The organism is Nocardia asteroides (genome assembly GCA_019930625.1).
GTDB classification, from domain to species: Bacteria; Actinomycetota; Actinomycetes; order Mycobacteriales; family Mycobacteriaceae; genus Nocardia; species Nocardia sputi.
Genome location: CP082844.1, coordinates 6,500,860 through 6,525,651 on the forward strand (window position 1 = coordinate 6,500,860; position 24,792 = coordinate 6,525,651).

General features: G+C 68.5%; 23 protein-coding genes. 12 read left to right on the forward strand and 11 right to left on the reverse strand.

What is annotated here, in order from left to right:
* The first annotated feature begins 10 nt into the window (after positions 1 to 10).
* The gene (locus K8O92_29385; protein UAK31815.1) at positions 11 to 925 is read left to right on the forward strand and encodes a DUF5995 family protein; all 915 of its coding nucleotides are present in this window, start codon (positions 11 to 13) and stop codon (positions 923 to 925) included.
* On the opposite strand, the gene K8O92_29390 is transcribed toward K8O92_29385, so the two are convergent.
* Positions 922 to 1,404 carry a gluconokinase gene (locus K8O92_29390; GenBank protein UAK36012.1) on the reverse strand — a complete coding sequence of 161 codons (483 nt, stop codon included), beginning with the start codon at positions 1,402 to 1,404 and terminating at the stop codon, positions 922 to 924. The two genes, K8O92_29385 and K8O92_29390, sit on opposite strands and share 4 nt — an antisense overlap.
* Before the next feature lie 235 nt (positions 1,405 to 1,639).
* On the opposite strand from K8O92_29390, the gene K8O92_29395 reads away from it, so the two are divergent.
* A complete protein-coding gene (locus tag K8O92_29395; GenBank protein UAK31816.1) occupies positions 1,640 to 2,560 on the forward strand; it encodes an LLM class F420-dependent oxidoreductase in 921 nt (306 codons plus the stop codon).
* Positions 2,561 to 2,597: 37 nt separating this feature from the next.
* Here K8O92_29395 and K8O92_29400 read toward each other — a convergent pair whose 3' ends face one another.
* Positions 2,598 to 4,601, reverse strand: a complete 2,004-nt coding sequence (locus tag K8O92_29400; GenBank protein UAK36013.1) for a CocE/NonD family hydrolase — start codon at positions 4,599 to 4,601, stop codon at positions 2,598 to 2,600.
* Between the two features lie 223 nt (positions 4,602 to 4,824).
* On the opposite strand from K8O92_29400, the gene K8O92_29405 reads away from it, so the two are divergent.
* From K8O92_29405 to K8O92_29425, 5 genes are all read left to right on the forward strand, one after another.
* Positions 4,825 to 5,724: a dienelactone hydrolase family protein gene (locus K8O92_29405; GenBank protein ID UAK31817.1), complete on the forward strand. Its 900-nt coding sequence runs from the start codon at positions 4,825 to 4,827 to the stop codon at positions 5,722 to 5,724.
* A 107-nt stretch (positions 5,725 to 5,831) separates the two neighbouring features.
* Positions 5,832 to 6,950 carry a PQQ-dependent sugar dehydrogenase gene (locus tag K8O92_29410; protein ID UAK31818.1) on the forward strand — a complete coding sequence of 373 codons (1,119 nt, stop codon included), beginning with the start codon at positions 5,832 to 5,834 and terminating at the stop codon, positions 6,948 to 6,950.
* Positions 6,951 to 7,078: 128 nt separating this feature from the next.
* Entirely contained in the window at positions 7,079 to 7,525 is a 447-nt protein-coding gene (locus K8O92_29415; GenBank protein UAK31819.1) for a MarR family transcriptional regulator, read from the forward strand.
* Between the two features lie 2 nt (positions 7,526 to 7,527).
* On the forward strand, positions 7,528 to 7,950 hold the full coding sequence (locus K8O92_29420; GenBank protein ID UAK31820.1) for an organic hydroperoxide resistance protein: 423 nt from the start codon (positions 7,528 to 7,530) through the stop codon (positions 7,948 to 7,950).
* Between the two features lie 16 nt (positions 7,951 to 7,966).
* Positions 7,967 to 8,953, forward strand: a complete 987-nt coding sequence (locus tag K8O92_29425; protein ID UAK31821.1) for a zinc-binding dehydrogenase — start codon at positions 7,967 to 7,969, stop codon at positions 8,951 to 8,953.
* On the opposite strand, the gene K8O92_29430 is transcribed toward K8O92_29425, so the two are convergent.
* A complete protein-coding gene (locus tag K8O92_29430) occupies positions 8,941 to 10,500 on the reverse strand; it encodes an NAD(P)/FAD-dependent oxidoreductase (protein UAK31822.1) in 1,560 nt (519 codons plus the stop codon). The genes K8O92_29425 and K8O92_29430 overlap by 13 nt on opposite strands.
* Positions 10,501 to 10,799: 299 nt before the next feature.
* Between K8O92_29430 and K8O92_29435 the strand changes: the two genes are divergently transcribed.
* A complete protein-coding gene (locus K8O92_29435) occupies positions 10,800 to 11,084 on the forward strand; it encodes a hypothetical protein (protein ID UAK31823.1) in 285 nt (94 codons plus the stop codon).
* A gap of 245 nt (positions 11,085 to 11,329) precedes the next feature.
* Here K8O92_29435 and K8O92_29440 read toward each other — a convergent pair whose 3' ends face one another.
* The 6 genes from K8O92_29440 to K8O92_29465 form a co-directional block, all read right to left on the reverse strand.
* Positions 11,330 to 11,806: a DUF3237 domain-containing protein gene (locus K8O92_29440; GenBank protein ID UAK31824.1), complete on the reverse strand. Its 477-nt coding sequence runs from the start codon at positions 11,804 to 11,806 to the stop codon at positions 11,330 to 11,332.
* A 3-nt stretch (positions 11,807 to 11,809) separates the two neighbouring features.
* A complete protein-coding gene (locus K8O92_29445; protein UAK31825.1) occupies positions 11,810 to 12,256 on the reverse strand; it encodes an ester cyclase in 447 nt (148 codons plus the stop codon).
* A 138-nt stretch (positions 12,257 to 12,394) separates the two neighbouring features.
* Positions 12,395 to 13,456 carry a hypothetical protein gene (locus K8O92_29450; GenBank protein ID UAK31826.1) on the reverse strand — a complete coding sequence of 354 codons (1,062 nt, stop codon included), beginning with the start codon at positions 13,454 to 13,456 and terminating at the stop codon, positions 12,395 to 12,397.
* Positions 13,457 to 13,863: 407 nt separating this feature from the next.
* On the reverse strand, positions 13,864 to 14,025 hold the full coding sequence (locus K8O92_29455; GenBank protein UAK31827.1) for a hypothetical protein: 162 nt from the start codon (positions 14,023 to 14,025) through the stop codon (positions 13,864 to 13,866).
* A gap of 14 nt (positions 14,026 to 14,039) precedes the next feature.
* Positions 14,040 to 16,046 (reverse strand): serine/threonine protein kinase, encoded by a 2,007-nt coding sequence (locus tag K8O92_29460; protein ID UAK31828.1) that lies wholly within the window; start codon positions 16,044 to 16,046, stop codon positions 14,040 to 14,042.
* 168 nt (positions 16,047 to 16,214) lie between these two features.
* Positions 16,215 to 16,820 carry a TetR/AcrR family transcriptional regulator gene (locus K8O92_29465; protein ID UAK31829.1) on the reverse strand — a complete coding sequence of 202 codons (606 nt, stop codon included), beginning with the start codon at positions 16,818 to 16,820 and terminating at the stop codon, positions 16,215 to 16,217.
* Between the two features lie 111 nt (positions 16,821 to 16,931).
* Here K8O92_29465 and K8O92_29470 point away from each other — a divergent pair, with 111 nt between their 5' ends.
* Together K8O92_29470 and K8O92_29475 are read left to right on the forward strand one after the other, a co-directional pair.
* On the forward strand, positions 16,932 to 17,747 hold the full coding sequence (locus K8O92_29470) for an SDR family NAD(P)-dependent oxidoreductase (GenBank protein ID UAK31830.1): 816 nt from the start codon (positions 16,932 to 16,934) through the stop codon (positions 17,745 to 17,747).
* 231 nt (positions 17,748 to 17,978) lie between these two features.
* Positions 17,979 to 19,148, forward strand: coding sequence for a type III polyketide synthase (locus tag K8O92_29475; GenBank protein ID UAK31831.1), 1,170 nt, complete (start codon positions 17,979 to 17,981; stop codon positions 19,146 to 19,148).
* A gap of 86 nt (positions 19,149 to 19,234) precedes the next feature.
* Here the strand turns inward: K8O92_29475 and K8O92_29480 are convergent, their stop codons facing one another.
* Together K8O92_29480 and K8O92_29485 are read right to left on the reverse strand one after the other, a co-directional pair.
* The gene (locus K8O92_29480) at positions 19,235 to 20,413 is read right to left on the reverse strand and encodes an MFS transporter (protein ID UAK31832.1); all 1,179 of its coding nucleotides are present in this window, start codon (positions 20,411 to 20,413) and stop codon (positions 19,235 to 19,237) included.
* 297 nt (positions 20,414 to 20,710) lie between these two features.
* On the reverse strand, positions 20,711 to 22,081 hold the full coding sequence (locus tag K8O92_29485) for a helix-turn-helix domain-containing protein (protein ID UAK31833.1): 1,371 nt from the start codon (positions 22,079 to 22,081) through the stop codon (positions 20,711 to 20,713).
* Here K8O92_29485 and pruA point away from each other — a divergent pair, their 5' ends adjacent.
* Together pruA and K8O92_29495 are read left to right on the forward strand one after the other, a co-directional pair.
* Positions 22,082 to 23,719, forward strand: coding sequence for an L-glutamate gamma-semialdehyde dehydrogenase (gene pruA / locus K8O92_29490; protein UAK31834.1), 1,638 nt, complete (start codon positions 22,082 to 22,084; stop codon positions 23,717 to 23,719).
* The gene (locus K8O92_29495; GenBank protein ID UAK31835.1) at positions 23,719 to 24,678 is read left to right on the forward strand and encodes a proline dehydrogenase family protein; all 960 of its coding nucleotides are present in this window, start codon (positions 23,719 to 23,721) and stop codon (positions 24,676 to 24,678) included. The genes pruA and K8O92_29495 overlap by 1 nt, the downstream gene beginning before the upstream one ends.
* Positions 24,679 to 24,792 lie beyond the last annotated feature (114 nt).

A 24,792-nucleotide genomic window follows, 5' to 3' on the forward strand; every position in this document is an offset into this window, starting at 1 on the left:
CGGAGCCTGCATGGCAACCCTCCTCGCGCGCACGCCTGCGCGGCACCTGCTTTCGGCGGTGATGCCGGTCGTCACGGCGCTACTCGCCTCGATCTTCCTCGTCGGGCCGACCGCCTCCGCCGCACCGTTCTCCGCCGGCTGCGGCGTCCCGTTGACCCCAGCCGAAACCGCCACGATCGCGCAACTGTCCGACACCGAGACGCTGACGGGTTCGTCACTGCGGCAGCTGGAGCAGGCCATCGACCAGCACCGGCGGATCACCGAGATCCTGGTCGGCCACCGCGACCCGCGCGGTGTGTTCGCCCTCGGGCTCGACGCGGTGGAACACGCCGCCGTCCTGCCGCTCCAGCGCGACTCCGCGTCGTTCGACGACCCGGAATGGGCGCATCGGATCAGCCTCGAGCTGCTGTCGCGCTTCCTGCGGAATGTGCACGCCGAATTCACCGGCGCCCCCGCCGAACCGCACTGGGCGCACTATTTCGGCCTGACCCGCCGCTGCGAGCTGTCCCCCGCGCGCGTCGCGATGGCCGGTTACAACGCGCATCTGACCGTCGACCTGTCCTATTCCGTCGCCGCTGTCGGCAGCACCGTCGCCAACGCGCGCGACTATTTCCGGATCGTCGACGCGATCGCCCAGCAGGGCGCGCTGATCGTGGAGACGACCAAGGCGGTCTACGGCGGTGACCTCGGGCCGCTGTGGCGCTTCTACTTCTTCGGCGAGGGCCTGGACGCGTTGCTCGGTCCCGGCGTCGCCACCGGTCCCCTGCTCCGTCTGGCCGACGCCGGCGCCAACGTCGTCATCTTCGGCAACGGGCTGGCCATGCGGGATCCCGCCTCGGCGCCGGTCGTCACCGCCGAGATCGACGCACTGTGGCGCGGGCTCGATCTGGGCTTCGAAGCTCTGTCCGGTCTCGGCGGTCTCTAACCGGCATATCTCCGCAGTGCTGCCACGGCTTCCCGGACCACATCCGCGGGAGGTCGTGTCGCGTCGACGGCGCCGCCGTCCTCGTCGGGATCCAGTGGCTCGAGGGCGGCCAGCTGCGAATCGAGCAGGCTCGACGGCATGAAATGCCCGCGCCGCTCGGCCATGCGGCGCTCGAGTTCACCCCGAGGGACGTGCAGGTGGAGAAAGAACGTATCGGGGGCACTCGCGCGTAGCCGGTCGCGGTATGCCCGTTTCAGGGCGGAGCAGGTGACGACAGCTCCCCGGCCGCGTCGCTCGGCCATCCAGGCGGCCAGGGCGTCGAGCCAGGGTTCGCGGTCGGCGTCGCCCAGCGGCGTGCCTGCCGCCATCTTCGCGACGTTCGCGGACGGGTGGAAGTCGTCGCCTTCGGCGTACTCGACGCGAAGCGCGTCGGCCAACCGGGTGCCGACCGTCGTCTTTCCCGAACCCGACACCCCCATCACGACGATCACCGGTACATCGCGCACTCGAACCTTCTTCCCCTACGGTGGCGCATCTCGTGCTCGCGAACTTGTCATCGGCCACAATCCCACGGCTGGTCACTTCGTCGGCCCGTGCAGTGACGATCGCACCGAGCGCCTCTGGATTTCGAGGACCGCAACTACGCGATCGGCCGGACAAAGCGCGACCATCGGCGCGAGTCGCCGATCGGCCGACAGACTAGGGTCGGGAGACATGGAACTACGCATCTTCACCGAGCCGCAGCAGGGCGCGAGCTATGACACACTGCTCACCGTTGCCAAGGCCACCGAGGACTTGGGCTTCGACGCGTTCTTCCGCTCCGACCACTACCTGAGCATGGGCGGCGCCGACGGGCTGCCCGGCCCCACCGACGCCTGGATCACCCTCGCCGGTCTGGCCAGGGAGACCCAGCGGATCCGCTTGGGCACCCTGGTCACCGCCGCCACCTTCCGGCTGCCCGGCCCGCTGGCTATCCAGGTCGCGCAGGTGGATCAGATGTCCGGCGGCCGGGTCGAGCTGGGCCTCGGCAGCGGCTGGTTCGCCGAGGAGCACGCCGCCTACGGCATCCCCTTCCCCGCCGACAAATTCGCCCGGCTGGAAGAACAGCTGGCCGTCATCACCGGGCTCTGGGCGACGAAACTCGGCGACACCTTCAGCTACGACGGCAAGTACTACCAGCTCACCGACTCCCCCGCCCTGCCCAAGCCGGTGCAGGATCCGGTGCCGGTGGTGATCGGCGGGCAGGGCGCCACCCGCACCCCCCGGCTGGCAGCGCAGTACGCCACCGAGTTCAACATGCCGTTCTCCTCGATCGAGGACAGCGCGCGGCAGTTCGACCGGGTGCGCGCCGCGGCCGAAGCGCGCGGCCGCGCGGCCGACGATCTGGTCTACTCCAACGCGCTGGTGGTCTGCGTCGGCGCGAACGACGCCGAGGTGGCGCGCCGGGCCGCGGCGATCGGACGCGAGGTGGACGAGCTGAAGACCAACGGCCTGGCGGGCTCTCCCGCCGAGGTGGTGGACAAGATCGGCCGGTACGCCGAGATCGGCACCAGCCGTATCTACCTTCAGGTGCTGGATCTGAGCGATCTCGGGCATCTCGAGTTGATTTCCGCGGAGGTGGGCTCGCAACTGTGAGTTCGCGTGGGTCGCTCTTCGGAGCAGCCCACGCGGCTCAGCCCAGCGGGCGGTTGGTCGGCACGATGACGAAGCTCGGCGCCGACGGATCCAACCTGAGGTGCTGAGGCTTCAGTTCGGTGTTGTTGAGCATCGGCCGGAAGGCCAGCGCCTTCGGCGAGTTGGCCGCGAAGACGTCGATCCGCAGCCGATGTCCGGGTTGCAGCACCGCTTGAGTCGGGATGACCGCGATGTCCAACGCCACCGGCTCACCGGGCACGACCGGCTGCACACTGTCGAGGGTGATCGGGTTGAACGGGTCGGTCAGGTCGCCGGTCGGCGTGCGGCCGCTCTTCTGTTCGTCGATGGCGCGCAGTGAGGCGGTGAGTTGCCCGGTGGTCAGCACCTTCGACGAGCCGTCGGGTGCGACGTCGTTCACCGTGACGCTCCAGTAGCCGTCGGCGGCGTCGTGCACGGTGTTGAGATGCACGTTCACCGGGCCCGAGATGACCGTGGGCTCGGTCATCGGCACGCTCGTGAAGGTCAGCGCGTTGCGCTCGGCGATGCGCGAGTCCTTCGCGCACACGTCCAGCACCGCGGCCATCCCGGCCGAGCCCTGCGCGGTGTCGCGGGAACACGCCGCGGCCAGGCCCGGCGCCACCGTCAAGGTCCGCCGTTCGTCCGGAACGCTCATCGTCAACGATCCGTCGTGCACGGCTTTTCCGGCGGTGCCGCTCGGCGCGGCCGACAGGTACACGCGGCGATGGTTGAAGTCCTTCTGCGGGAACTGCCCGAGGGTGATCCAGCCGCCGCCTTGTTCCCACACGGTGATCGGCCCGAACTCGCCCAAGCCGTGGTCGATGTCCTTCAACCACTTGTCGAACCAGATCCGCTGCAACACGTCCAGCCGCGGCGGCGCGCCGGGAACACCAGTCCCCGCACCGGGATTCGCGTGATAGGTGTCGCCGACGATCAGTTGTTTCTTGCCCGCGGGCAGCGGAATCGCGTTGTAGAGCTTGGTCGCGCTGTTGGCGAAGATGTCGTGCCAGCCGCCGTAGACGAAGGTGGGCACCGTGATGCGTTCCGGATGTCCCTGGATGCCGCGCCGGAAGTAACTGTCGGCGTCCAGCGCGTCGGCCAGCGCGGGCGGCACGTGATCGAGCGAAGGGGTGAGCAGCGCCTGGGCCAGCAGGTCGACATTGCTGGCCGGGTCGGACATCCGTTCGTGCAGCCACTGCCAGTCGAACGTGCCGTTCAGCATCGACCGCACGTCGGGAATCAGCTTCAACTGGTTGACGGTGCTGAGCCACATCGGAAGGAACGTCGTCCCCACACCGCCGCCCGGGGCGACGACGTCGCGCATGAGATCGCTGCCCGGTTCCACGGGAAAGATCGCCTTCAGCGGCGCGGGGGCGTTCTCGGCGGCACGGAGCTGGTTGATTCCGGAGTACGAGCCGCCGCTCATCCCGATCCGGCCGTTCGACCACGGCTGCGCGGCAGCCCATTCGATCACCTCACGGGTGTCGAGCTGTTCCCGCTCGCCGAGGGTGTCCCACTCCCCCTGGGAGAAACCGGTACCGCGCACGTCGACGACAACCTGGGTGTATCCGGCACGGATCAGGTTGCGATCGAGACCGAGCACGGTCTGCACGGTGCCGCCGTCGACCGCGTGCAGCAGGTCACCGAAACCACTGACCGGCGTCCGGGACAGGTTCACCCGGTTCACCAGCCGCAACGTCAGCGGCTGTAATCCGGGCACGGCGAGCGCCGTATCGATCAGATTGGTCATGAGCTTGGTGTACGGCGTGAGGTTCACGATGGTCGGCAGCGGCTGCTGCTCCACCACGCCTGCCTGCTTCACCGGCCGGTAGACGTTGGCCTTCAGCACGACACCGTCGCTCATCCGGATCGGGACGTCCCAGTCGATGTGCACGTCGGCATACGGCTGGGGACCGTCGTGCAACGCGGTCCACCGCACCCGGTGCGCGTCCACCGACGGCTCCGCCACCGCGGGCGCCGTCGCGAGACCCACGGTCGCCAGCACCACGGCCGTGGCCGCCATCCGGACCGCCCTGATCAACGTTCGTCCCACGACACGCCGCGATGCCATCTCGCTCCCTCGACCGGTATCCGGTTCACAGACCGGCCATCGATTGCCCGACTTGGCGCCGAACTTAGCAATCTGCTGGCAAATCTTGTGGGAGGTGCGGTCGGGCCGGTTTGTCGCGGGCGGACAGCGGGTGAACGCCGCCCAGGCGCGGGCGATGCGGATTATGGTGAGGCGCATGACGCCGCTGCAGCGCTACATCGCGGAGGAGATCGCGGCCGATCACGCCGACGGCATACTCACCCGGCGGGAGGCACTGCGAAGGCTGGGGCTGCTCGGGCTGGGCGGCACCACCGCGGCCGCCCTACTGGCCGCCTGCGCGAACAGCGACAACGGAAGCTCCGAGCGGGCGCCGTCCCCTTCGTCCCCTACGCCGCCACCCGGTGCCGCCTCCGCACTCCCCGCCACCCCCGTCACGTTCACCGGCACCGGCGGGACGTCGTTGCAAGCCGCCTGGGCGCCCGCTCCGCAACCACGGGGCGGTGTGCTCGTCGTCCACGAGAACAAAGGTCTCACCGACCACATCCGTTCGGTGGCAGGCAGATTCGCGGGCGCCGGATACTCCGCGCTCGCGATCGACCTCCTCTCCGCGCGCGGCGGCACGGCCGCGTTCACCGATCCGGCCGCGGCCACCGCCGAACTCGGACGTATTCCACCCGAACAGCTCGTCGCCGATTTGCGCGCCGGGCTCGACGAACTCCAGCGCCGGGTCGAGGGTAAGAAGCTCGGCGCCACCGGTTTCTGTTTCGGCGGTGGCCTGACCTGGTTGCTTCTGGCCTCCGGCCCGTCACCGCTCGCCGCGGCGACGCCCTTCTACGGGCCTTTCCCGGACAATGGTGATCTGTCCGCGTCGAAGGCGGCGGTGCTCGGGGTGTACGCGGCGTCCGACGCTCGGGTGAACGCCTCCAGGCCCGCCGCCGAAGCGGCACTGGCCCGCTCTGGCAACCCGAACCAGATCTTCACCGCACCCGACGCCGAGCACGCCTTCTTCAACGATACCGGCCAGCGGTACGACGCCACAGCGGCCACCGAGGCGTGGCGTCGCGTATTGGACTGGTACGGAACGTATCTGGGCTGATGTCGACTGCGGGCCACTTCCTCGGGATCCGAGCGCCTCTGCGAGGCGCGGGTTCCGGCCGTCGATCGCGATGGGCCGCCCGAGGGCAGCGCAGGACCGGAGGCCCCATGGCGAGGGCGGACTCGCAGGCGCCGCGAGCGCGTGCGGTGATCGCCGTGCTCCTGGTGACGGCGGTGGCGGCATGTGGCGAAGAGAACCCGGCCGGACCGAGCAGCCCGCCGCCCGCGAGTGCAGGCACCATCGCACCGAGCGACCCGGCGGGGTGGCCCGACCTCGGTGCCGCCGAGGAAGTCGCGACCGACATCGATGTTCCGTGGGGCCTGGCCTTCCTGCCCGACGGCGCCGCGCTGGTCTCCGAGCGGGACTCCGGACGGATACTGCGCGTCGCCGCGGGCCGTGCGCCGGAGCAGGTGTATCAGGTGCCAGATGTCGCGGCACGCGGCGAAGGCGGACTACTGGGACTCGCCGTCGCGCCGGATTACGCGGAAAATCCCTACGTATACGCCTATTTCACCACCGAGACGGACAACCGCATCGTGCGGTTCCGGCTCGACGGCCGGCCGGAGGTGCTGATCGCCGGAATCGCCGAGGCGGGAAACCACAACGGTGGGCGGATCGCGTTCGGACCGGACGGCATGCTGTACGCCGGGACCGGCGACGCCGGGCAAGCCGGACGATCGCAGGATCCGGCAAGCCCGAACGGGAAGATCCTCCGCTTGACTCCCGAAGGCCGCCCCGCTCCGGGCAATCCGTCTCCCGGCTCGCCGGTCTACAGTCTCGGCCACCGCAACGTGCAAGGACTGGCATGGGACCGGGACGGCCGATTGTTCGCGGCGGAGTTCGGCCAGAACCGGTTCGACGAGATCAATCTGATCGAGCCCGGCCGCAACTACGGCTGGCCCGACGTCGAGGGCTCGGGCGGCGCCGACCGCGGCTTCACCGATCCGCTGGTGACCTGGACCACCGCCGAATCCTCCCCCTCGGGCATCGCCATCGCCGGGGACACCTTGTACGCCGCCGCGTTGCGGGGCGAGCGGCTGTGGACCGTGCCGCTCACGGAAGGTCGCACAGGTGGCCCTCGAGCCGAACTCCGTGACCGTTACGGCCGGTTGCGCACCGTGGCGGTCGCACCGGACGGCGCGTTGTGGCTCACCACCTCCAATACCGACGGCCGGGGCGACCCCGCGGACGGTGACGATCGCGTCCTGCGTTTCCCGGCCCGGTGAGCCACCGAGGGAATCGGCACCGAGGTCGGTCGGCCGCACTGCCGTAGCGCCTCGGATGCTGGTGCTGTGACGAGCGTTACCGGTCATTTCTATTGTGCACAACAAAATTGCTCACTACGTTATTGCTCATGACCGATCACCTCACCCTCGACAAGCAGCTGTGCTTCCCGCTCTACGCGGCGTCCCGGGCGATGACGGCGGTCTACCGCCCGAAGCTGGAACGGCTCGGGCTCACCTATCCGCAGTACCTGGTGATGCTGGCGCTGTGGGAACGCGACGAACGCAGCGTCGGCGATGTCTGCCACGCGCTCGACCTGGATTCCGGCACGCTCTCCCCGCTGCTCAAGCGGCTGGAGGCGGCGGGACTGGTCGAGCGGCGGCGGTCGGCCGCCGACGAGCGACGCGTCGACATCCGGCTCACCGAGCGCGGGCGCGTGCTGCGGACCGAGGCGGGCGACATCCCGGCCCAGATGGCCGAGGCCAGTGGCCTGTCGATGGACGACGTCGTCGCGTTGCGCGACATCCTGCACCGACTGACCGACGCGCTGAAGTCACAAGTGAACGAAGGAGACTAGACATGCAGATCCTCTACACCGCCGAGGCCCTGGCCAACGGGGACGGCCGCAACGGCCACGCACGCAGCACCGACGGCAAGATCGATGTCGGCCTGTCGGCTCCCAAGGAAATGGGCGGCAGCGGCGAGGGCACCAACCCCGAGCAGCTGTTCGCGGCGGGCTACGCGGCGTGCTTCCATTCCGCGCTGCGCCTGGTCGGCAAGCAGGCGCAGGCGAACATCGATGACTCGGCGGTCGGCGCGAAGGTCGGCATCGGCACGAACGGCGCCGGCGGCTTCGGCTTGGCGGTTACGCTGGAGGTCTCGCTCCCCCATCTGTCCCGGGAGGACGCGCAGGCGCTCGCCGACAAGGCACACCAGGTGTGCCCGTATTCCAACGCGACCCGCGGCAACATCGACGTCCAGGTCCTTGTCGCCGACGACTGATCGAGAAGGAGCGGATATGCGTGCCGTAGTCATCGAACGATTCGGCGAACCGAAGGACGTGCTGACCACCGCCGAACGCCCGGTACCCGAACCCGGGCCTGGCGAGGTGCGGCTCGCGCTGATCCTGTCGCCGATCCACAATCACGACCTGGCCATCGTGCGCGGCGTGTACGGCTACCGGCCCGAGTTGCCCGCCGTCCCGGGCAGCGAGGCGGTCGCGCGCGTCGACGCGGTGGGCCCCGGGGTCACCCACATGTCGGTCGGCCGGCGGGTGACGGTCTCCGGTGCGCAGAACGTGTGGGCCGAGTACTTCGTCGTCCCGGCTCGTCAGGTCGTTCCACTGCCGGACACGGTGCCCGACGAGACCGCGGCGCAGCTGCTGGCCATGCCGCTGAGCGCGCTGATGCTGATCGAGGATCTCGGTCTGCGTTCCGGCGAGTGGCTGGCGATCAATGCCGCCAATGGCGCGGTCGGCAGGCTCGTCAACGTCTTCGCGCGGCAACGCGGTCTGCGCGTCTTGAATCTGGTTCGCGGCCCAGGCTCGGCCGCGGCGCTGCGTGAACTCGGCTACGAGCCGGTGCTCGACACCGAGAGCGAGGGCTGGCGCGACCAAGTGGAAGCGGCGACGTCGGGCGCTCCGATCCTCCGGGCGGTCGATCAGGTGGGCGGGCGCGCGGCTGCCGATGAAGTGGCGTTGCTCGCACCCGGCGGCCAGCTGATCTCCTTCGGCGCGCTGTCGGGTCAGCCGCTCGCACTCGATCCGGGCCGTCTCATCTTCGGTCAGACCGTGGTCAAGGGCTTCTGGGGCGCCAAGCGGATCGAGGAGGTCGACCCCGAGCACCGCGGACAGCTCATCAGCGAATTGGTCGACCTCGCGGCCCGCGGCGTGCTGCGGCTGGACGTCGAAGGCGCGTATCCGCTGGAGGCCGCGGCGGACGCCGCGATCGCCACCGAGACGCCGGGCCGCGCCGCCAAGATCGCGCTGCGCGCTCAGCCCGCCTGATCGGCGTCGAGCACAGCCATCGCGGCATTGTGCCCGGGGATGCCGCTGACGCCGCCGCCCCGGATCGCCCCCGCACCGCACAGGAACACATTGCGGTGGCCGGTCGCGACGCCCCACCGGGCGGCGGGGTCGGCCGGGTCGGCGTCCTCCGGGAAATAGGGGAAGGCCAGATCCCGGTGGAAGATGTGTCCACCGGGCAGGCCGACCTCGCGCTCGAGTTCGATCGGCGTCTTCGCCTCGAAGCAGGGCGCGCCGTCGGCATCCGTCGCCAAGCAGTCCGCGATCGGCTCGGCCAGCACCGAATCCAATTGCGCCAGCGTGGCTTCCACGATCTGGTTCTTCGCCGCCTCGTGATCGGCGGCGAAGAGCTTCCCGCGAGCGTGCAGCCCGAACAGCGTGAGGGTGTGCGCGCCACCCGCGGCCAGTTCGGGCGCCAGGATCGTCGGGTCGGTCAAGGTATGGCAATAGATTTCGGCGGGCGGCGCGGACGGGATACGGCCGATCGCGGCCTCGCCGTAGGCACGGTCGAGCTGAGCGTAGGACTCGCCGATGTGAAAGGTCCCGGCGAATGCCGCGCGCGGATCGACCTCGGCGTCGCGCAACCGCGGAAGACGGCGCAGCAGCATGTTCATCTTCAGCTGCGCGCCTTCGGGTTTCGGCGGCAGTGTGTCACCGAGCAGTCCGGCGAGTGTGTACGGCGCGACGTTCGCCAGCACGTGACGCGCGCCGACCTTTCCGTCCGGATAGCCGACCTCCGCTGTGCGGCCGTCGGTTTCGATGCTCGTCACTTCGCAGCCGGTGACGATCTCCGCGCCTGCCGCACGCGCGGCCTCGGCCAGCGCGTCGGTCAGCGCGCCCATGCCGCCGACCGGCACGTCCCAGTCGCCGGTTCCCCCACCGATCACGTGATAGAGGAAGCAGCGGTTCTGCCGCAGCGACGGATCGTGGGCATGGGTGAATGTGCCGATCAACGCGTCGGTGAGCACCACCCCGCGCACGACGTCGTCGTCGAAGGTCGACTCGATCGTCTCGCCCAGCGGCCGCTCGAACAGCGCCTCCCAGGTGGCCGCGTCGTCCACGATGTGCCGCAGCGCCTCCTTGGACGGAAGCGGCCGGGTCAGCGTCGGGAAGACCCGCCGGGCCAACTGCCCCGTGGACTCGTAGAACCGCCGCCACGCGGCGAACTCTCGATCCGACCCGGTCAGCCGGGCGAAACTCGCCGCCGTCCGCGCCTGCGCCGACGAGACCAGCAGACCCCCGTCACCGACCGGCGTGTAGGACGAGACCGACCGCCGCCGCGTCTCGAACCGCAAGCCCAGATCCTGGACGATCGCCCGGGGCAGCAGACTCACCAGATACGAATACCGTGACAGCCGCGCGTCGACGCCCGCGAACACCCGCGCCGACACCGCGGCGCCACCCGTGTGCGCCTGCCGTTCCAGCACAAGCACCGACCGCCCGGCCCGTGCCGAGTACGCGGCGGCCACCAAACCGTTGTGCCCGCCGCCGACGATCACGACATCGTAGAAGGAGCGCGTCGGCGTCATCCGTTCTCGATAGCACGAATCGGCGCCGAACGACAGCATCCCGGCCGACGACAATCGGAAGCGGGAGCGCCCCGCGAAGACAAAGCCGCGGTGGGAAACCCTCTCGCCGTTCACCGCCATCTATCAGCGATTGCGGTACGACGCCGGGTGGACGACCCATGCGCTCGACAGCGGGCACAACCTGATGCGAGACGCTCCCGAAGATCTGCTGCGGATACTGCTCGACGTCGCCCGACCGCGCTGAGCCCGGCCGCCCGGAACGCCGAAGACCCCGCCCGGCGGTGATCGGACGGGGTCGGGTGTCCCCCAACGAACGTTTCGTCGGGGTCGCCAATATCTACTTCGCCGGGACACAGCCGACGGCCGCGCCGCCCGATGCCGCCGACCAGGGTGCCGATGGTGGCGCCGACGGTGATGGCGCTGGTCATGCGGGAACAGCCGGGTCGTACTCGGTCCTCCACGGCGCCAGAGCCGCACCTGCAAATTCACCATTCCGCGCCCAAGGCGGGGCGTTCACCATCTGCGTGGCGCGCACCGGCGACTGCATCACGATGTTCGCGCTCACGGCGGCCGGCAGCTGCTGATCGCGCTGCTGGCTTCGTGCACGGTCGCGATGTACGCCTTCCCGTTCCAGAAGCTGCTGTACCTACGTGCTGACGATGGGCGTCTGCGCGTCCTCCGGCGGGATTTCCACGCGAATCATCGGCACGATCCGGCGAATATCGAGCACTGTCCGATCGGTCTCGCCACAATGCCGCTGCGACCCACAGTCGACTCGTCCCCGATATCCAAGAGTCGAACATGGCCGCATCGACCACGAAGCCCCGGATCAAAGGACCTCGAAAACGCGATAGGCGATGCCGCCCTCGACTGGATATCCCGAGCCCACGCACACGAGGTCGTTGACCCACAGATAATTTCGCGCACCGGTTTCGAACACCGGCGTGGTGCGGAAGTAATAGCGCTCCGGATCGACGAGATGCCGCGTGGCCGGATTCCCGATCTCGGCCCGCACTTCCTCCGGCATGGCCCACCGCCCGCCATAGGTCATCTGCAGCAGGGCGCCGTCGTCGGTCCGCAGGGTGAGCCGGACATCGAGCATCATGCTCCCGTCTTGCCGGAACAGCGCCCAATCACCTCCGCCCGGTTCCACCGCGCCGCGCAGCTTCTGCCCCTCGAACGACCCACCGGCCGCTCCGAACAGCACCCGCCCGTTCCCGATGGGCAGGGGCGGCGCCAGATCCACCACGACATCGAACAGTGGCCGGGTCTCGATTCCGGCGACGTCCTTGACCCGTGCGTCCACGATTCATCTCCCTCCGAACAGCTTCCGCCGTACCGCGTCGGTGGAGACGCCCGACTGGGCGCACAGCTCCGCCAAATCGATGTGGAAGTACTCTTCCGCGATCAGCCGGTCCGCGAACGCGAAGCGGAGGAACACCGGCAGCTCGGCGCGCCGGCCGTTCGGCTCGACTCCGAACCGGTTGTGCGCCATGGTCATTCGCGCCGTGCCCCAGCACACCAGCGTCTCTCCGTCCGCCGCGCGTCCGCCCAGTTCGATGTCATAGTCCGGGAACGAGGCGAAGAAGGTTTGCAGTGCGACCTCGTTGTCCCTCAGTCCGCGCGCCACCGTCCCGAAGGCGGGCGCCTCCAAGATCATCTCCGGATGCATGAGGCGCAATGCCGCCGGCACGTCCTGTCGACTCTTGACCATGGCGAGCTCTGTCGCCAGGGCCATCATCCCGACACTATCCATAATGCAACCATACGGTCGACCGCATTTTTTGTCTAGACCATCGGTCATCGGTTGTCCAGCGCTCGGCTCCGGCGCGACACAACAGGTGCCGCCGTGGCGAGCTTCGACATGCGGCGCCGGGCCGAGGCGCTAGGTCACCTAGTCGCTGACCTCGACCACACCGTTCTCGTATTCGGGCATGTGCCTGACCTTTTCGATCCACCCGACCGGCAACGGTTCGGTGAAATGCCAGGGCACCCGCAATCCGGTGAACTCGCCGGGCCAAGCCGCGCCGGTGATCTTGCCGTGCGTGCGAATCTCGACCAACCGAGCGAGCGCGCCGTCCACGGCCTTCTCGCTGATTTTGCTGTCGAGCAGGGCCGCGCGCAGCCGATCGAGATCGACCGCTCTCACCTGTGCCATGACCTCCTCGCTCAATTCGACGTCGAGGAATTGTTTGACGAAGCCGGAGCGAATACCGATCCGTGGATCCGGCGACTCGGGAAACGACAGCTGATGGTCGATGGCAACGATCTCGCCGTGCCGCCCGGTGCGGTAGTTTCCGAGATGGCGGTCGGTATTGCCGATGACGTAATCCAGCACCGCCATCTGTTCGCATTGCACCCGCGGATACCCGGTGATCAGGTGGCGCAGCCCGGCTTTGATTTCGAGCGTGGCCCGTTGTTCCGGAGACAGATCCTCGACCAGCGTGACCGGGTGCGCCGGGCCGGAGTGCACCCAGATCTGGTTCGAGCCGAGGCCATACGGGCCGTCGGCGACCGTTGTGGGCGGGACCCGACCGAATCCGAGAGCTTCGTCGACGCGGTAGGCGGCCTGCTCGCGGTAGGCGAGGTGTCCTGCCCCGAAGGGAATGCCGTACCGCAACGGTATGGGGGCATTCCCGTCCGACATGTCTTCCAGGTATCCCGGCTTGTACACCGAAAAACCTCCGCCGGGAGACCTGGCGCGGTACGTCCAGCCGATGCCTTTGCCCAATCGTACGAGCGGGTCGCTCACCCTGCGCATTGCCAACTCGGCCGCGCTCGGCTCGAATCGGACGTACCCGCGCTGATCGAGGTGCTGGAAGGATTCGACGATATCCGCCAAGGGCCGGACGAATCCCCATCGGTATCCTTCGGCCACACCGCCGCACAACTCTCGGCACGCCTCGACCGATCTGGATCGCAGTGTGTCGATCAGGCCGCGAAACTGATTGCCCATCTCACCTTTCGTCGACCCGTGGTACCCACGGCTGCCCGCCGAGTGCACGGCCCGCACGATCGTTCCCGATGGTAATCGGCTCTGTCGATGTCGCGTGTGAACGCTTCGATAGCGGGTCTTGCCGCGATCAGACCGGAGGGGGAACCCCCCGAGCTGACTGCGCACCCGCGCCCGCAGCATCAGGTATTCCGCCCAGCGATGCCGTGTCGATCCCGGCAGCCGCTCCACGATCCGGCCGGCGGAGATCGCCTGACCGCGCCGGAACTCGCGGGTCACCGCTCGGTAGGCGGTTCTACCAGTGATATCCCTCGACTTCGGTGCGCCGAGAGGCTTCGCGAACAACGAGATCGCCACCGACGATGTCGTCGATGATCAACGCCGTGATGTCGGCTGTGTGCGCGGCTAGGTCAGTGTTGTTCCGCCGCATCGGGTTTGCGGCGCTCGCCGATCAGACTGCCGCCGAGCAGTATCCGCAGTGCTGCGTTGATCATCCAGAGTGCGAAGAAGATCACTCCGATCACCGCTGCGCTGGCGGTGGCCCAGGCCAAGGCGCCGGTTATCGCGCCCACGGCCTGTTCAGGGCCTAGCCGAAGTAGCGGTGGAACCACTCCGTCAGGTCGGCTTCGCTCTTGGGCCCCTCGTCCGGATGATCGGCGCGCAGCGTGCAGAAATGCCCCGCGATCGCGAACTTGTGGTGCACCACGAACAGACAACTGGGCCCGAGTGCGGGATCGGTGTTCGGGTAGCAGAAGAAGCGGCCGAGGACGTCGCCGTCCTGCCGCCACACGTCGTCGCCCGGTTCGCCGCTACCGCACACATGACCCGAGAACTGTGCGCGATTGGCCTCGTACAGGTAGGTCGCGGATTCCTGGTCGGGTAAGCCGTAGAACTCCGCGGACGGAAAGCCGGCCTTCGTACCGCAGGCCAGCACCGCGTCCACCGGACCGGGCGGCGGATCGGCGTGGCGGCAGTTGGCCGGACCGAAATCACCGGCCAGATGGTTGAGCACCGCACGGTCGGCCTGCGTGTAGTAGTCCGGATCCCGGCCCGTACCGGGGGTACGAAAGCCGAAGCCGCTGCGCGCGGCCACATAGTCGCGGTATTGCTGCTCGGCGGGCTCCCAGAGGTACAGCGCCGCCGCCAACGCCTGCTCGTCCGTGATCAGCAGTGCGGGCCGCGGCGCGGCGGGATCGTCCACCTTGCTGAGAAAACACGACTTGCGGCCGACTTCCGCGCCGTCGCGCAGCATGGGTCCGTCCTGCCCCGGCGGATCTCCCGGACAGTTGTGTCCTTGCAGGCTTGCCAGCAACGCCGAGGTGTAGCCGCGCAGTTGGTCGACATCGCCGAATCGCAGGAACCGCGCCGCGGGATCGCTCGCCGCGGGATTCGCGGCACAGAACACGACCGCGACGGTGGGCGGATCGGCGTCCTCGTGCACGCAGTTGGCGCGCTTGTAGCCCGACGGGCCGACCAGCGACAGCAGTTCGACGTCCGGGCCGTTCGGGGCGCTCGCGTCGGGAACGGCGGTGCCGGTGTCCGGCCGGGTCAGCTCCCAGCCGAGGACGCCGAGGGTGGCGGCGAGCAGGACGACGCACAGCAGGGCGAAAACCCGGAGCACTCGGCGGCGGCGTGATCGCCGCCCGTCGTGCTCGCGACCCGGCGGCGTTCCGGTCGCCGCCGCACCCGCGACGGGCGAAGGACTCCCGTCCCCCGGTTCGGTCGGCCGTTCCGGAGAGTGGCCGGGGCCTGCGGCCTCCACTGTCGCCGCCTGGGCGGCCGCCCCGAGTTCACCCGCCGTGCCGTACCGCGCCTGCGGGTCTTTGGCCATGCCGCGCGCGACCACCGCGTCCAACCGGATGGGGAGATCGGGGCGACGGGAGTGCGGCCGGGGCGGCGGCTCGAACAGGTGCGCCGAGACGATCTGCGCCTCGGTGTCCTTCGGGTACGGCCGCGAACCGGTCAGGCACTCGTACAGCACGCAGGTGAGGGCGTAGATATCGGCGGCGGGGGTGACCGCGCGGGAGTGGAAGCGCTCCGGCGCCATGTAGTGGAACGATCCGATCGCCGAGCCGTCGCCGGTGAGACTTTCGCCGGTGGCCGACTGGGCGATCCCGAAGTCGACCAGATAGGCGAACCCGTCGGGGGTGAGCAGGATGTTGTCCGGCTTGATGTCGCGGTGCACCAAGCCGTCGGCGTGCGCGGCGTCCAGTGCCGCCGCCACCTGCCGGACCATCGCGACCGTCCGCTCCGGCTCCAGCGGCCCCTGCTCGTTCAGCAGCGCGCGGAGGCTGGCGCCGCCGACCAGCCGCATGTCGATGAACAGCCGGCCGTCGATCTCGCCGTAGTCGTGGATCGGGATGATGTGCGGTTCCTGCAGCCGCGCCGCGACATGCGATTCGCGCCGGAACCGCTCCCGGAACACCGGGTCGTCGTGCAGGCGTTCGGGCAGCACCTTCAAGGCGATGGTGCGGTCCTTGACCGTGTCGTATGCCTCGAACACTTCCCCCATGCCGCCACGACCGATCAAACGATCCAGGCGATACGGCCCGAATCGCGAACCCACCTCGAGCGTCTGACCTCGCGTCGTCATCTCGTCGTCCTCCGTGACGGGGACCCGGAGGGTGTCCGGCGCGGACCGAGCCGAACGCCTTCCCGGGGCCATGGCCCGGGTTCTTGCGCTCAACTGTAGAGCGCCGCGGACCCGTTCGGCAGGCATATGGCGCAGCGGTGGCGCCGCCTGGCCCGAGGCGCACGCACCTTACCCGGCGCTGTCCGGTCGCATGGCTTTGAGAAAGATTTCGACGAGGGCGTCGGCGTATTCGGTGGTGAGCGGGCCGGAGCGGAGCAGCCAGCGTTGGTAAAGGGGCGCGTACAGCAGTTCGAGTGCCAGGTCGAGGTCGGCGCCGGCGGCGAGTTGCCCGGCTCGTTGCGCGCTGCGCAGCCGGTGCTTCTTGGCCTCGTCCAGGGGTCCGGCCAGTTTGGCGCGGTATTGGGCGGCCAGGGCGGGGTCGTTGATGATCTCGGTGTTGAGCGCGCGGATCGGGCCCTCGAAGGCAGGGTCGGCGAACTCGGCCACCGTCGCCCGCAGTACCACTTTGAGGTCGGCTTCCAGGTCGCCGGTGTCGGGCAGCGCCATGCTCTGCTCCGGGCCGCCTTCGCTGAGCGCCAGGAAGGCGTCCAGGACCACCGCGCCCTTGGAGGGCCACCAGCGGTAGATCGTCTGTTTGCCCACACCGGCCTTGGCCGCGATGGCCTCGATGGAGAGCTTGGCGTATCCCATCTCGGAGACCAACTCTCGGGTCGCGGTGAGGATGGCCTGCCGGGAACGCTCGCTGCGACGGGCGGGATCGGGCTGTTTGACCATGCCCGGATACTAACACGAATGCAAGACGAGACGGACCGTCTTGACAGCGGACCACTCGAGACGTACCGTCTTGTCTCGCCACAACAGACCAAGCAAGAGGAGGTGGAGCCCATGGCCCGGGTGTGGTTCATCACGGGTGCGTCACGAGGACTGGGCCGGGCGTTCGCGGAGGCGGCACTGCGGGCGGGCGACCGGGTGGTCGCGGCCGCGCGTAACGTCGAGCCCCTCGCCGAACTCGCCCGGCGATATCCCGAGAACCTGGTACCGCTGCCGGTCGACGTCACCGACCGCGCAGCCGTGTTCGCGGCCGCGGAGCAGGCGTTCGCGGCCTTCGGCAGGCTCGACATCGTGGTCAACAACGCGGGCGCCATGCTCCTGGGCATGGTGGAGGAGGCGACCGAGGCGCAGATCAGAGCCCATTTCGACGTCAACCTGTTCGGCGCGATCTGGGTGACCCAGGCCGTGCTGCCCTACCTGCGCGCGCAGGGCGGCGGGCGCATCCTGCAGGTCACGACGATGGGCACCGGCGGCGGTTTTCCGATGGTCGGCCTGTACGCAGCCGGCAAGTCGGCGCTCGACTCGGTGAGCGAAGCCGTGGCGATGGAGGCCGAGCAGTTCGGCGTCGAACTCACCATCGTCCAGATGGGCGGCTACGACACCGGCTTGTTCACCACGGGCACCACGATGACGACACCCGACCCGCACTACCAGGAGCTGCGCGAGAAGCTGACCGAGATGTGGGGCGACGACGCCGGCCCCGCCCCGGATACTGCCGCCCCCGTGATCATGGAACTGGTCGACCTGCCGGACCCGCCGCGGCGTCTCATCGTCGGCGCCGGATCCTTCGACATGGTCCAGCAGGACCTTCAGGCGCGTGTGGCGCAATATCGCGCCTGGGAGCATCTGAGCCGCAAAGCGCCCGGCTGACGTTCACACCGAGACGAATGCTCATACGCGCCAGTCGGTCTGCCGCAACGTCTCGCGCCGCGGCCGCCCATGGCGAGATCACGGCTTGCCGACGGCATGGGTCTCGCACGCTGAGCGACATCCGACCCAGGGTGGGGGACCCTCACCCCTGGGGTCCCTATTTGCCAAACATTTGCTCTTCGATGATTGGAGTACCAACCCCCAATCGCTCGATCGAGGAAGAACGGCTCTATGTCAATCGCTCTCGACCACGTACTTCGCACCCGAACAGCTAGGCACACGCGCGAGCAGGCAACTTCGTCGGCGCCGCCGACGACCATACCCGTCATCGAAGCAATCGCGACCGGTGCGCCCAACCAAGTCCTCGACCAATCCGTCGCAGCGGACTGGATAGCTGAGCAATTCACCGATCCGGAGCAGCAAACTCGGATCAGACGCATCTTCCGCAAGACCATGATCGACACCCGGCGATTCGCGGTCGACCCGCTGGATCCTCGGCATCATGCGCCAAACGGCGAACCGGCGACGATCCAGGATCGCATGAATCTGTTCTACCGCCACGCCGTTCCACTGGCGGTCGATGTGGCGCGGCGCGCGCTCGACGGTGTGGACCCGGCCGACCTCGGACTGGTCGTGTTCGCCACGAGCACCGGTGTCATGGCGCCCGGCGTCGACGTCGCGGTCGTCGAAGACCTCGGACTGTCCCGGTCGGTCGCTCGCCTGGTGGTCAACTTCATGGGCTGCGCGGCCGCGATGAACGGAATTCGCGCCGCCTCGGATTTCGTCCGGGCCAACCCGGACCAGAAGGCGATGGTCCTGTGCATCGAGCTCAACTCGGTGCACGCCGTCCCCGTCGAAGACGTCAGCGACGCGGTGGGGCACAGCCTGTTCGGAGATGGCTGCGGCGCGGTCGTCGTCGGGGCGGACCGAGGCACACGGCAGGCCGCGGCCGGGACGATCGTCATCCGGGACAACTTCACCCACCTGTTCGAGGGCACCGAAGACGGCATCGCGGTCGGCGTCAACCACGACGCCATCACGTGCGAGCTGTCGGAGAACGTACCCCAGTACATCTACAACGGCGTCGCTCCCGTCGTCGAGGAGGTTCTGCGCCGCAATGGATTGCGACAGCCGGACATCGATGAGTGGGCGATCCACCCCGGGGGGCCGAAGATCTTGCTCGAATCCGCTCGATCGCTCGGCCTCCCACCGGAAGCCTCGTCGCCGAGCTGGGATGTTCTCGCCGAGTACGGAAACATGTCGAGCGTCTCACTGATCTTCGTGCTCGAACGGATCGCCGGTCAGGCCGGGGCGAACAAACCGACCTCGACAGGCGTCGCGTTCTCGTTCGCGCCCGGAGTCACGATCGAGGGGATCGTCTTCGACGTCGTTCGCCGGTGATCATGCCGACTCTCGGCCATCCGGCCCACTCGCGCGTCCTACCTCGGGACAACGGCGGTTCCCGCGAACAGGCTGCCGCGCCTCCCTCATCCACGCAGCCGTTTCCAGGCGATGATCGTGATCGCGGTCATCGCCGCGAAGGCGATCCAGTAGGGCCCGGTCAGTCCGAACCACCGGGCCAGGAAGCCGCCGAGCAGCGTGCCGAGGGCGACGCCCGCGACATCGAGCAAGCTGTGCACGCTCGCCACCCGCCCTTGCAGACGATCCGGGACCGCCCGCTGCTTGACGGTCGAGACCACCACGCCCCAGATCGTCGCGTGAATGCTGAACACCGCGAGGGTCACTCCGACCACCCATGCGCTGGCTGTGAGCGCCAGGACTAGGTGGGTGGACGTCTCCATCACCAGACCGAACCGCAACAGTGCGAGCGCGCCGAACCGCCGCTGGAGCCGGGCCGCGAACGCCGAGCCGACCAGCGCCCCCGCGGCATGGGTGGTGAGAAGGATCCCGAATCCGGCGTCCCCCACCCCGAGTCGGATCTTCGCGTATAGCACGAAGGTGGCGAAAGCCGCGCAGAACGGAATCTGCATGACCCCCATCGTCACGATCAAGGCGCGCAGCGTCCTGTGCCGCCGGATCCAGGTGATCCCCTCGCGGATGTCACGGAACAACCCCCCGGATTCGCTCGACGGCGCCGAGTACGGACGCATGCCCGCCACGATCAACGCTGCCAGCAGGAAGGTCGCCGCATTCACCCCGAACGGGGCAGCGGCGGACAACGCGAACAACCAGGCCCCTACCGGTTTGGCCACCCACATATTGATCACCGAGAAGGTCAGTCCGAGTCGGGCGTTCGCGTCGGGCAGCAGCTCGGAGGGAACGATGGCGGGCAGCCGTCCGGCGGCCGCGGTATCGGCGAGTGTCTCGCCGACACCCAAGAGGAACAGAACGCAGTACAACAACCCGATCGAAACCGTGTCCGTGGCGATGGCCACGGCCAGCGCGCCCACGACGAGGGCACGCAGGACATCGACGACGACGATCATCCGCTGACGGTTCAGCCGGTCGGATATCGCGCCACTGAACAGAGAGAAAAGTAGCCAGGGCAGTTGCTGTGCCAGTCCGGCACCGGCGATCAGCACCGGATCGGTGGTCAGCGAAGCGGTGAGCAACGGGCCCGCGACCATGCCGAAGCCGTCGCCGAGATTGGAGACCGCGCTGGCGGTCCAGAGCTTGGTGAAGTCCGCGCCGAGGCGCGCGGACATGAGGGCACGCAAAGGATAGCTCCTTGTGAAGGGCCGGAAAGGGTCCGTATGCCGCTTCGGAGCGTGGTGTCAGTACAGACCTACGCCGAAGCGAGGACCTTGGCCATACACATGAGAACCTCCTTTGCCGCCGCCGAGCATAGGTCGAACCGCCGACGAGATCCATCCATTTGCCCGGGTCACTCCTGCGGTGCGCCGGGATCACAACCCTGTTCGGAGACAATTCTTTCCGAGCAATAGACGACGCCGCTGGGCGATACCGGCAAGCCGAGCACCGAACCGGCGTACCGAGCGCCGTCAGCTCTGCGCGCGTGTGCGGGGACGGCGGTGCAGGGCGAGCTGGATCTCCAGCAGCAGGCGATCGGCGGGGTCGTCGAGATCCATGCCGAGAATGTCCTCGACGCGACGAAGCCGGTAGCGCAACGTGTTCGGATGCACGCGCAGCGCCGCGGCGGCGTTGCGCACGTCGCCGTGTTCGCGCAGATAGGTCTCGACGCTGTCGCGCAGGTTCGCGGAATGCTTGCGGTCGTAGTCGAACAGTGCCCGCAGCCGTGGATCGCGCAGTTCCGCCCGCGACCCGACCAGATCGAGCACCTCACCCAGCAGCACCGCGGTCCGCGCTTCGGCGAGGGTGGTCACCCGGCTCCTGGACGATGTCGCGACCGTGCTGTCGAGGACTCGATCGACCTCGGCGCGTGCCTCGGCCACCCGGCCGAGATCCGGGACGGGGCAGGCGATCGCGGCCAGCAACGACAGCGAGCGCTGAGCTTCGAACTGCTCGAGCAACTGCCGTGTCCAGGCCGCCACAGCCTGCGCGGACCGATAGCCGGGCAGCAGCACGTAGACGCGATCACCGATCGTGGCGGTCACCGAGTCACCGCGAAAAGAGCTGGCGTGCAGACGCAGAACGGTGCCCAGGACGACCGGCTCGGTGACCGCCTGCTCGGCGGCCACCGGCACGAACCCGATCACCGCCGCCGGACCACTCGACGGCAGATTCAGCGCGTGCGCCACCGCCGCCGCGTCGACCGCCGCACCACCCGCACCGAACAACCGCCGGATCAGCAGCGCCTCGGCGGTGGGTGCGTCGAGGCTGCGGGAGATCAGGCGTCCCGCGATGGCCGCCGCGCCGCGCAGGATCTCCGCCGCGTCCGGTTCGAACGGACGATCGCCCTGCTGCAGCCAGATCGCGCCCAGCACCCGCGGCGCGCGGGCATCCGCGTCCGCGGGTCGGCGAATGCCGATCACCAGCCTGCGCTTGATGTTCAGCTCGTCGTGTGCGGGCACATCGACGACCTCGTCGGTGTCGCGCAGACGATCGAACACGCCCCATTGCCGCAGCAGGGTCAGATACTCCCGTGGCCCCTCCCGATTGAGGATCGATCGCACACGCAACTGATCTGCGGTCTCGTCGGACGCCGAGTACGCGAGCACATGCGACTGCGGGTCCTCGATCGACACCATCCCGCCCGCGTTGCGCGCGATCATCTGCGCCAGCCCGAAGAGGTCGACGTCCGCGGCGACCTCGTCACCATCCCCGGCCACGTTCCCGTCCTTCGGCCAACTCGACAACGCGTTTGTCCCATCTTTGTCCGACTGACCCATTCTCCGGTCAGTTTTCCGGTATTGACTTCCCCTTACCGGAAAATCGTCGAATCTGGAGGTCATATGGATGGCGTCGTATCCCCGCCCCCGCCGGTCAACGAACCGGTGGGCAGCTTCGCGCCCGGCACGGCGGAACGCGAACGCCTGCGGGTGAAGCTGGCCGAACTCGCCGCGACGCCGACCGACGTCGCGCACGTCATCGGCGGTGTGCACCGGCACGCTGACGGCGAGCGGATCGAGGTGGTGCAGCCGCACCGGCACGCCGCCGTCCTCGGCACCCTCACCACGGCCGGGGCGGGCGAGGTCCGCGACGCGATCGCGGCGGCGACCGCCGCGGCCCCGGACTGGCGGGCGCTGCCCTTCCCCGAGCGGGCCGCGATCTTCCTGCGGGCGGCGGACCTGCTGGCCGGTCCGTGGCGGGAAACCATCACGGCCGCAACGATGCTGGGCCAGTCCAAAACCGCCTACCAGGCCGAGATCGACACCCCGTGCGAGCTGGTCGACTTCTGGCGGTTCAACGTGCATTTCGCCCGGCGGATTCTGGCGGATCAGCCGATCTCGACGCCCGGAGTGTGGAATCGGGTGGATTACCGGCCACTCGAGGGCTTCGTCTACGCCATCACGCCGTTCAACTTCTCCGCCATCGCGGGCAACCTGCCCACCGCGCCCGCGCTGATGGGCAACACCGTCGTGTGGAAGCCCGCCGTCACCCAGTCGGTGGCGGCGTACTGGACGATGAAGCTGCTCGAGGCGGCGGGGTTGCCGCCCGGCGTGATCAACATGGTGCACGGTCGGGGACCCGAGGTATCGGAGGTCGCGCTGGCCGATCACCGGCTCGCGGGCATCCATTTCACCGGCTCCACGGTGACCTTCCGGCACCTGTGGCGCACCGTCGCGGCGAATTTGGACCACTACGATTCCTATCCCCGCCTGGTCGGCGAGACCGGCGGCAAGGATTTCGTCGTGGCACACAGCTCCGCCGACCCCGAGGTGCTGAGCACCGCGCTGATCCGCGGAGCGTTCGACTACCAAGGCCAGAAGTGCTCGGCCGCCTCGCGGGCGTTCATCCCGCGATCGGTGTGGGATCGGATGGGCCGCGATTTCGTCGACCGGGTGGCCGCGCTCAGCTACGGCGACGTCACCGACTTCAGCCACTTCGGCGGAGCGCTCATCGATCAGCGCGCCTTCGTCAAGAACGCGGCCGCTCTCGCACGCGCCAAGGCGACCCCCGGCCTGACCATCGCCACGGGCGGTCACGCCGACGACAGCGTCGGCTACTTCGTCGAGCCCACCGTCCTGCTCGGCGACGACCCCTCCGACGAGGCCTTCCGCACCGAGTACTTCGGCCCGATCCTGGCCGTGCACGTCTACGACGATTCGGCCGCCGGATCCTTCGAGTCCACGCTCGACCTGGTCGACCGCGGCTCGCCCTACGGCCTGACCGGCGCGATCGTCGCCGAGGATCGGGCGGCGATCGGCGCCGCCGCCGACCGGTTGCGCTTCGCGGCCGGCAACTTCTACATCAACGACAAACCCACCGGGGCGGTCGTCGGCCAGCAGCCTTTCGGCGGGTCGCGCGCGTCCGGCACCAACGACAAGGCAGGCTCGGCACAGAACCTCCTGCGCTGGACCTCCGCTCGCACGATCAAGGAGACGTTCGTCCCCGCGACCGACCACCGCTACCCGCACCAGGAGTTGTGATGGCCTTCTCCGGACTGCTGCGGCCCGCCGTCCTGGCGGCCTCCCGTTCCTCGCGCGTGGAGCGCGCGATCACCCGCATGCCGGCCACCAAGAAGCTGGTCGACCGTTTCATCGCGGGCGAGACCGAGCGCGACGCGGTGACCGCGACGTCGGCACTGCTGGGCTCCGGCCGATTCGTGACGATCGACTACCTCGGCGAGGACACCACCGATCTCGACCGCGCACGCGGAACCGTCGCGCACTACCTGCGGCTGCTGTCGGCGCTGGCGGAGCTGCGGGCCGGGAACGAGACGTCGGTACCTCGACTGGAGGTGTCGCTCAAGTTGTCGGCGCTGGGGCAGGCGCTTCCGCAGAACGGGTACGCCATCGCCCGCGAGTACGCCTACGAGATCTGCACGGCGGCCAAGGCCGCCGGAGTCTGGGTGACCGTGGACGCCGAAGATCACACCACCACCGATTCGACACTGGCGATCGTGCGCGAGCTACGCCTGGACTTTCCGTGGCTGGGCACAGTCTTGCAGGCCTATCTCAAACGCACCGAGGAGGATTGCCGGGCCTTCGCCGGGCCCGGATCACGGATCCGCTTGTGCAAGGGCGCCTATCGTGAACCCGCCTCGGTCGCCTTTCAGAGCCGATCCGCGGTGGACGAGTCCTATTTGCGTTGCCTGCGGGTCCTGATGGAGGGCAAAGGCTACCCCATGATAGCCACGCACGACCCGGCGCTGATCGATGCGGCACTGAGCTGCGTACGCGAGAACGACCGGAAATCCGGCGATTTCGAGTTCCAGATGCTGCACGGCATCCGCGACGCCGAGCAGCGGCGCCTGGTCGCGGCGGGCCATTCGCTGCGCGTCTACGTTCCCTACGGAGACCAGTGGTACGGCTACTTCATGCGGCGGCTGGCCGAGCGCCCGGCCAACATCGCGTTCTTCCTGCGTTCCTTCGGCCGCGACCGCTGAGCCGCAGCAAGCACTGAACTTTATTTGTTCAGCTGACGGACCACTACGTCCCTGTGGTCGTATTAGCTGAGCATGCGATTCTGCGTTACCGCCTCGTCACGTAGCGCAGTGGAC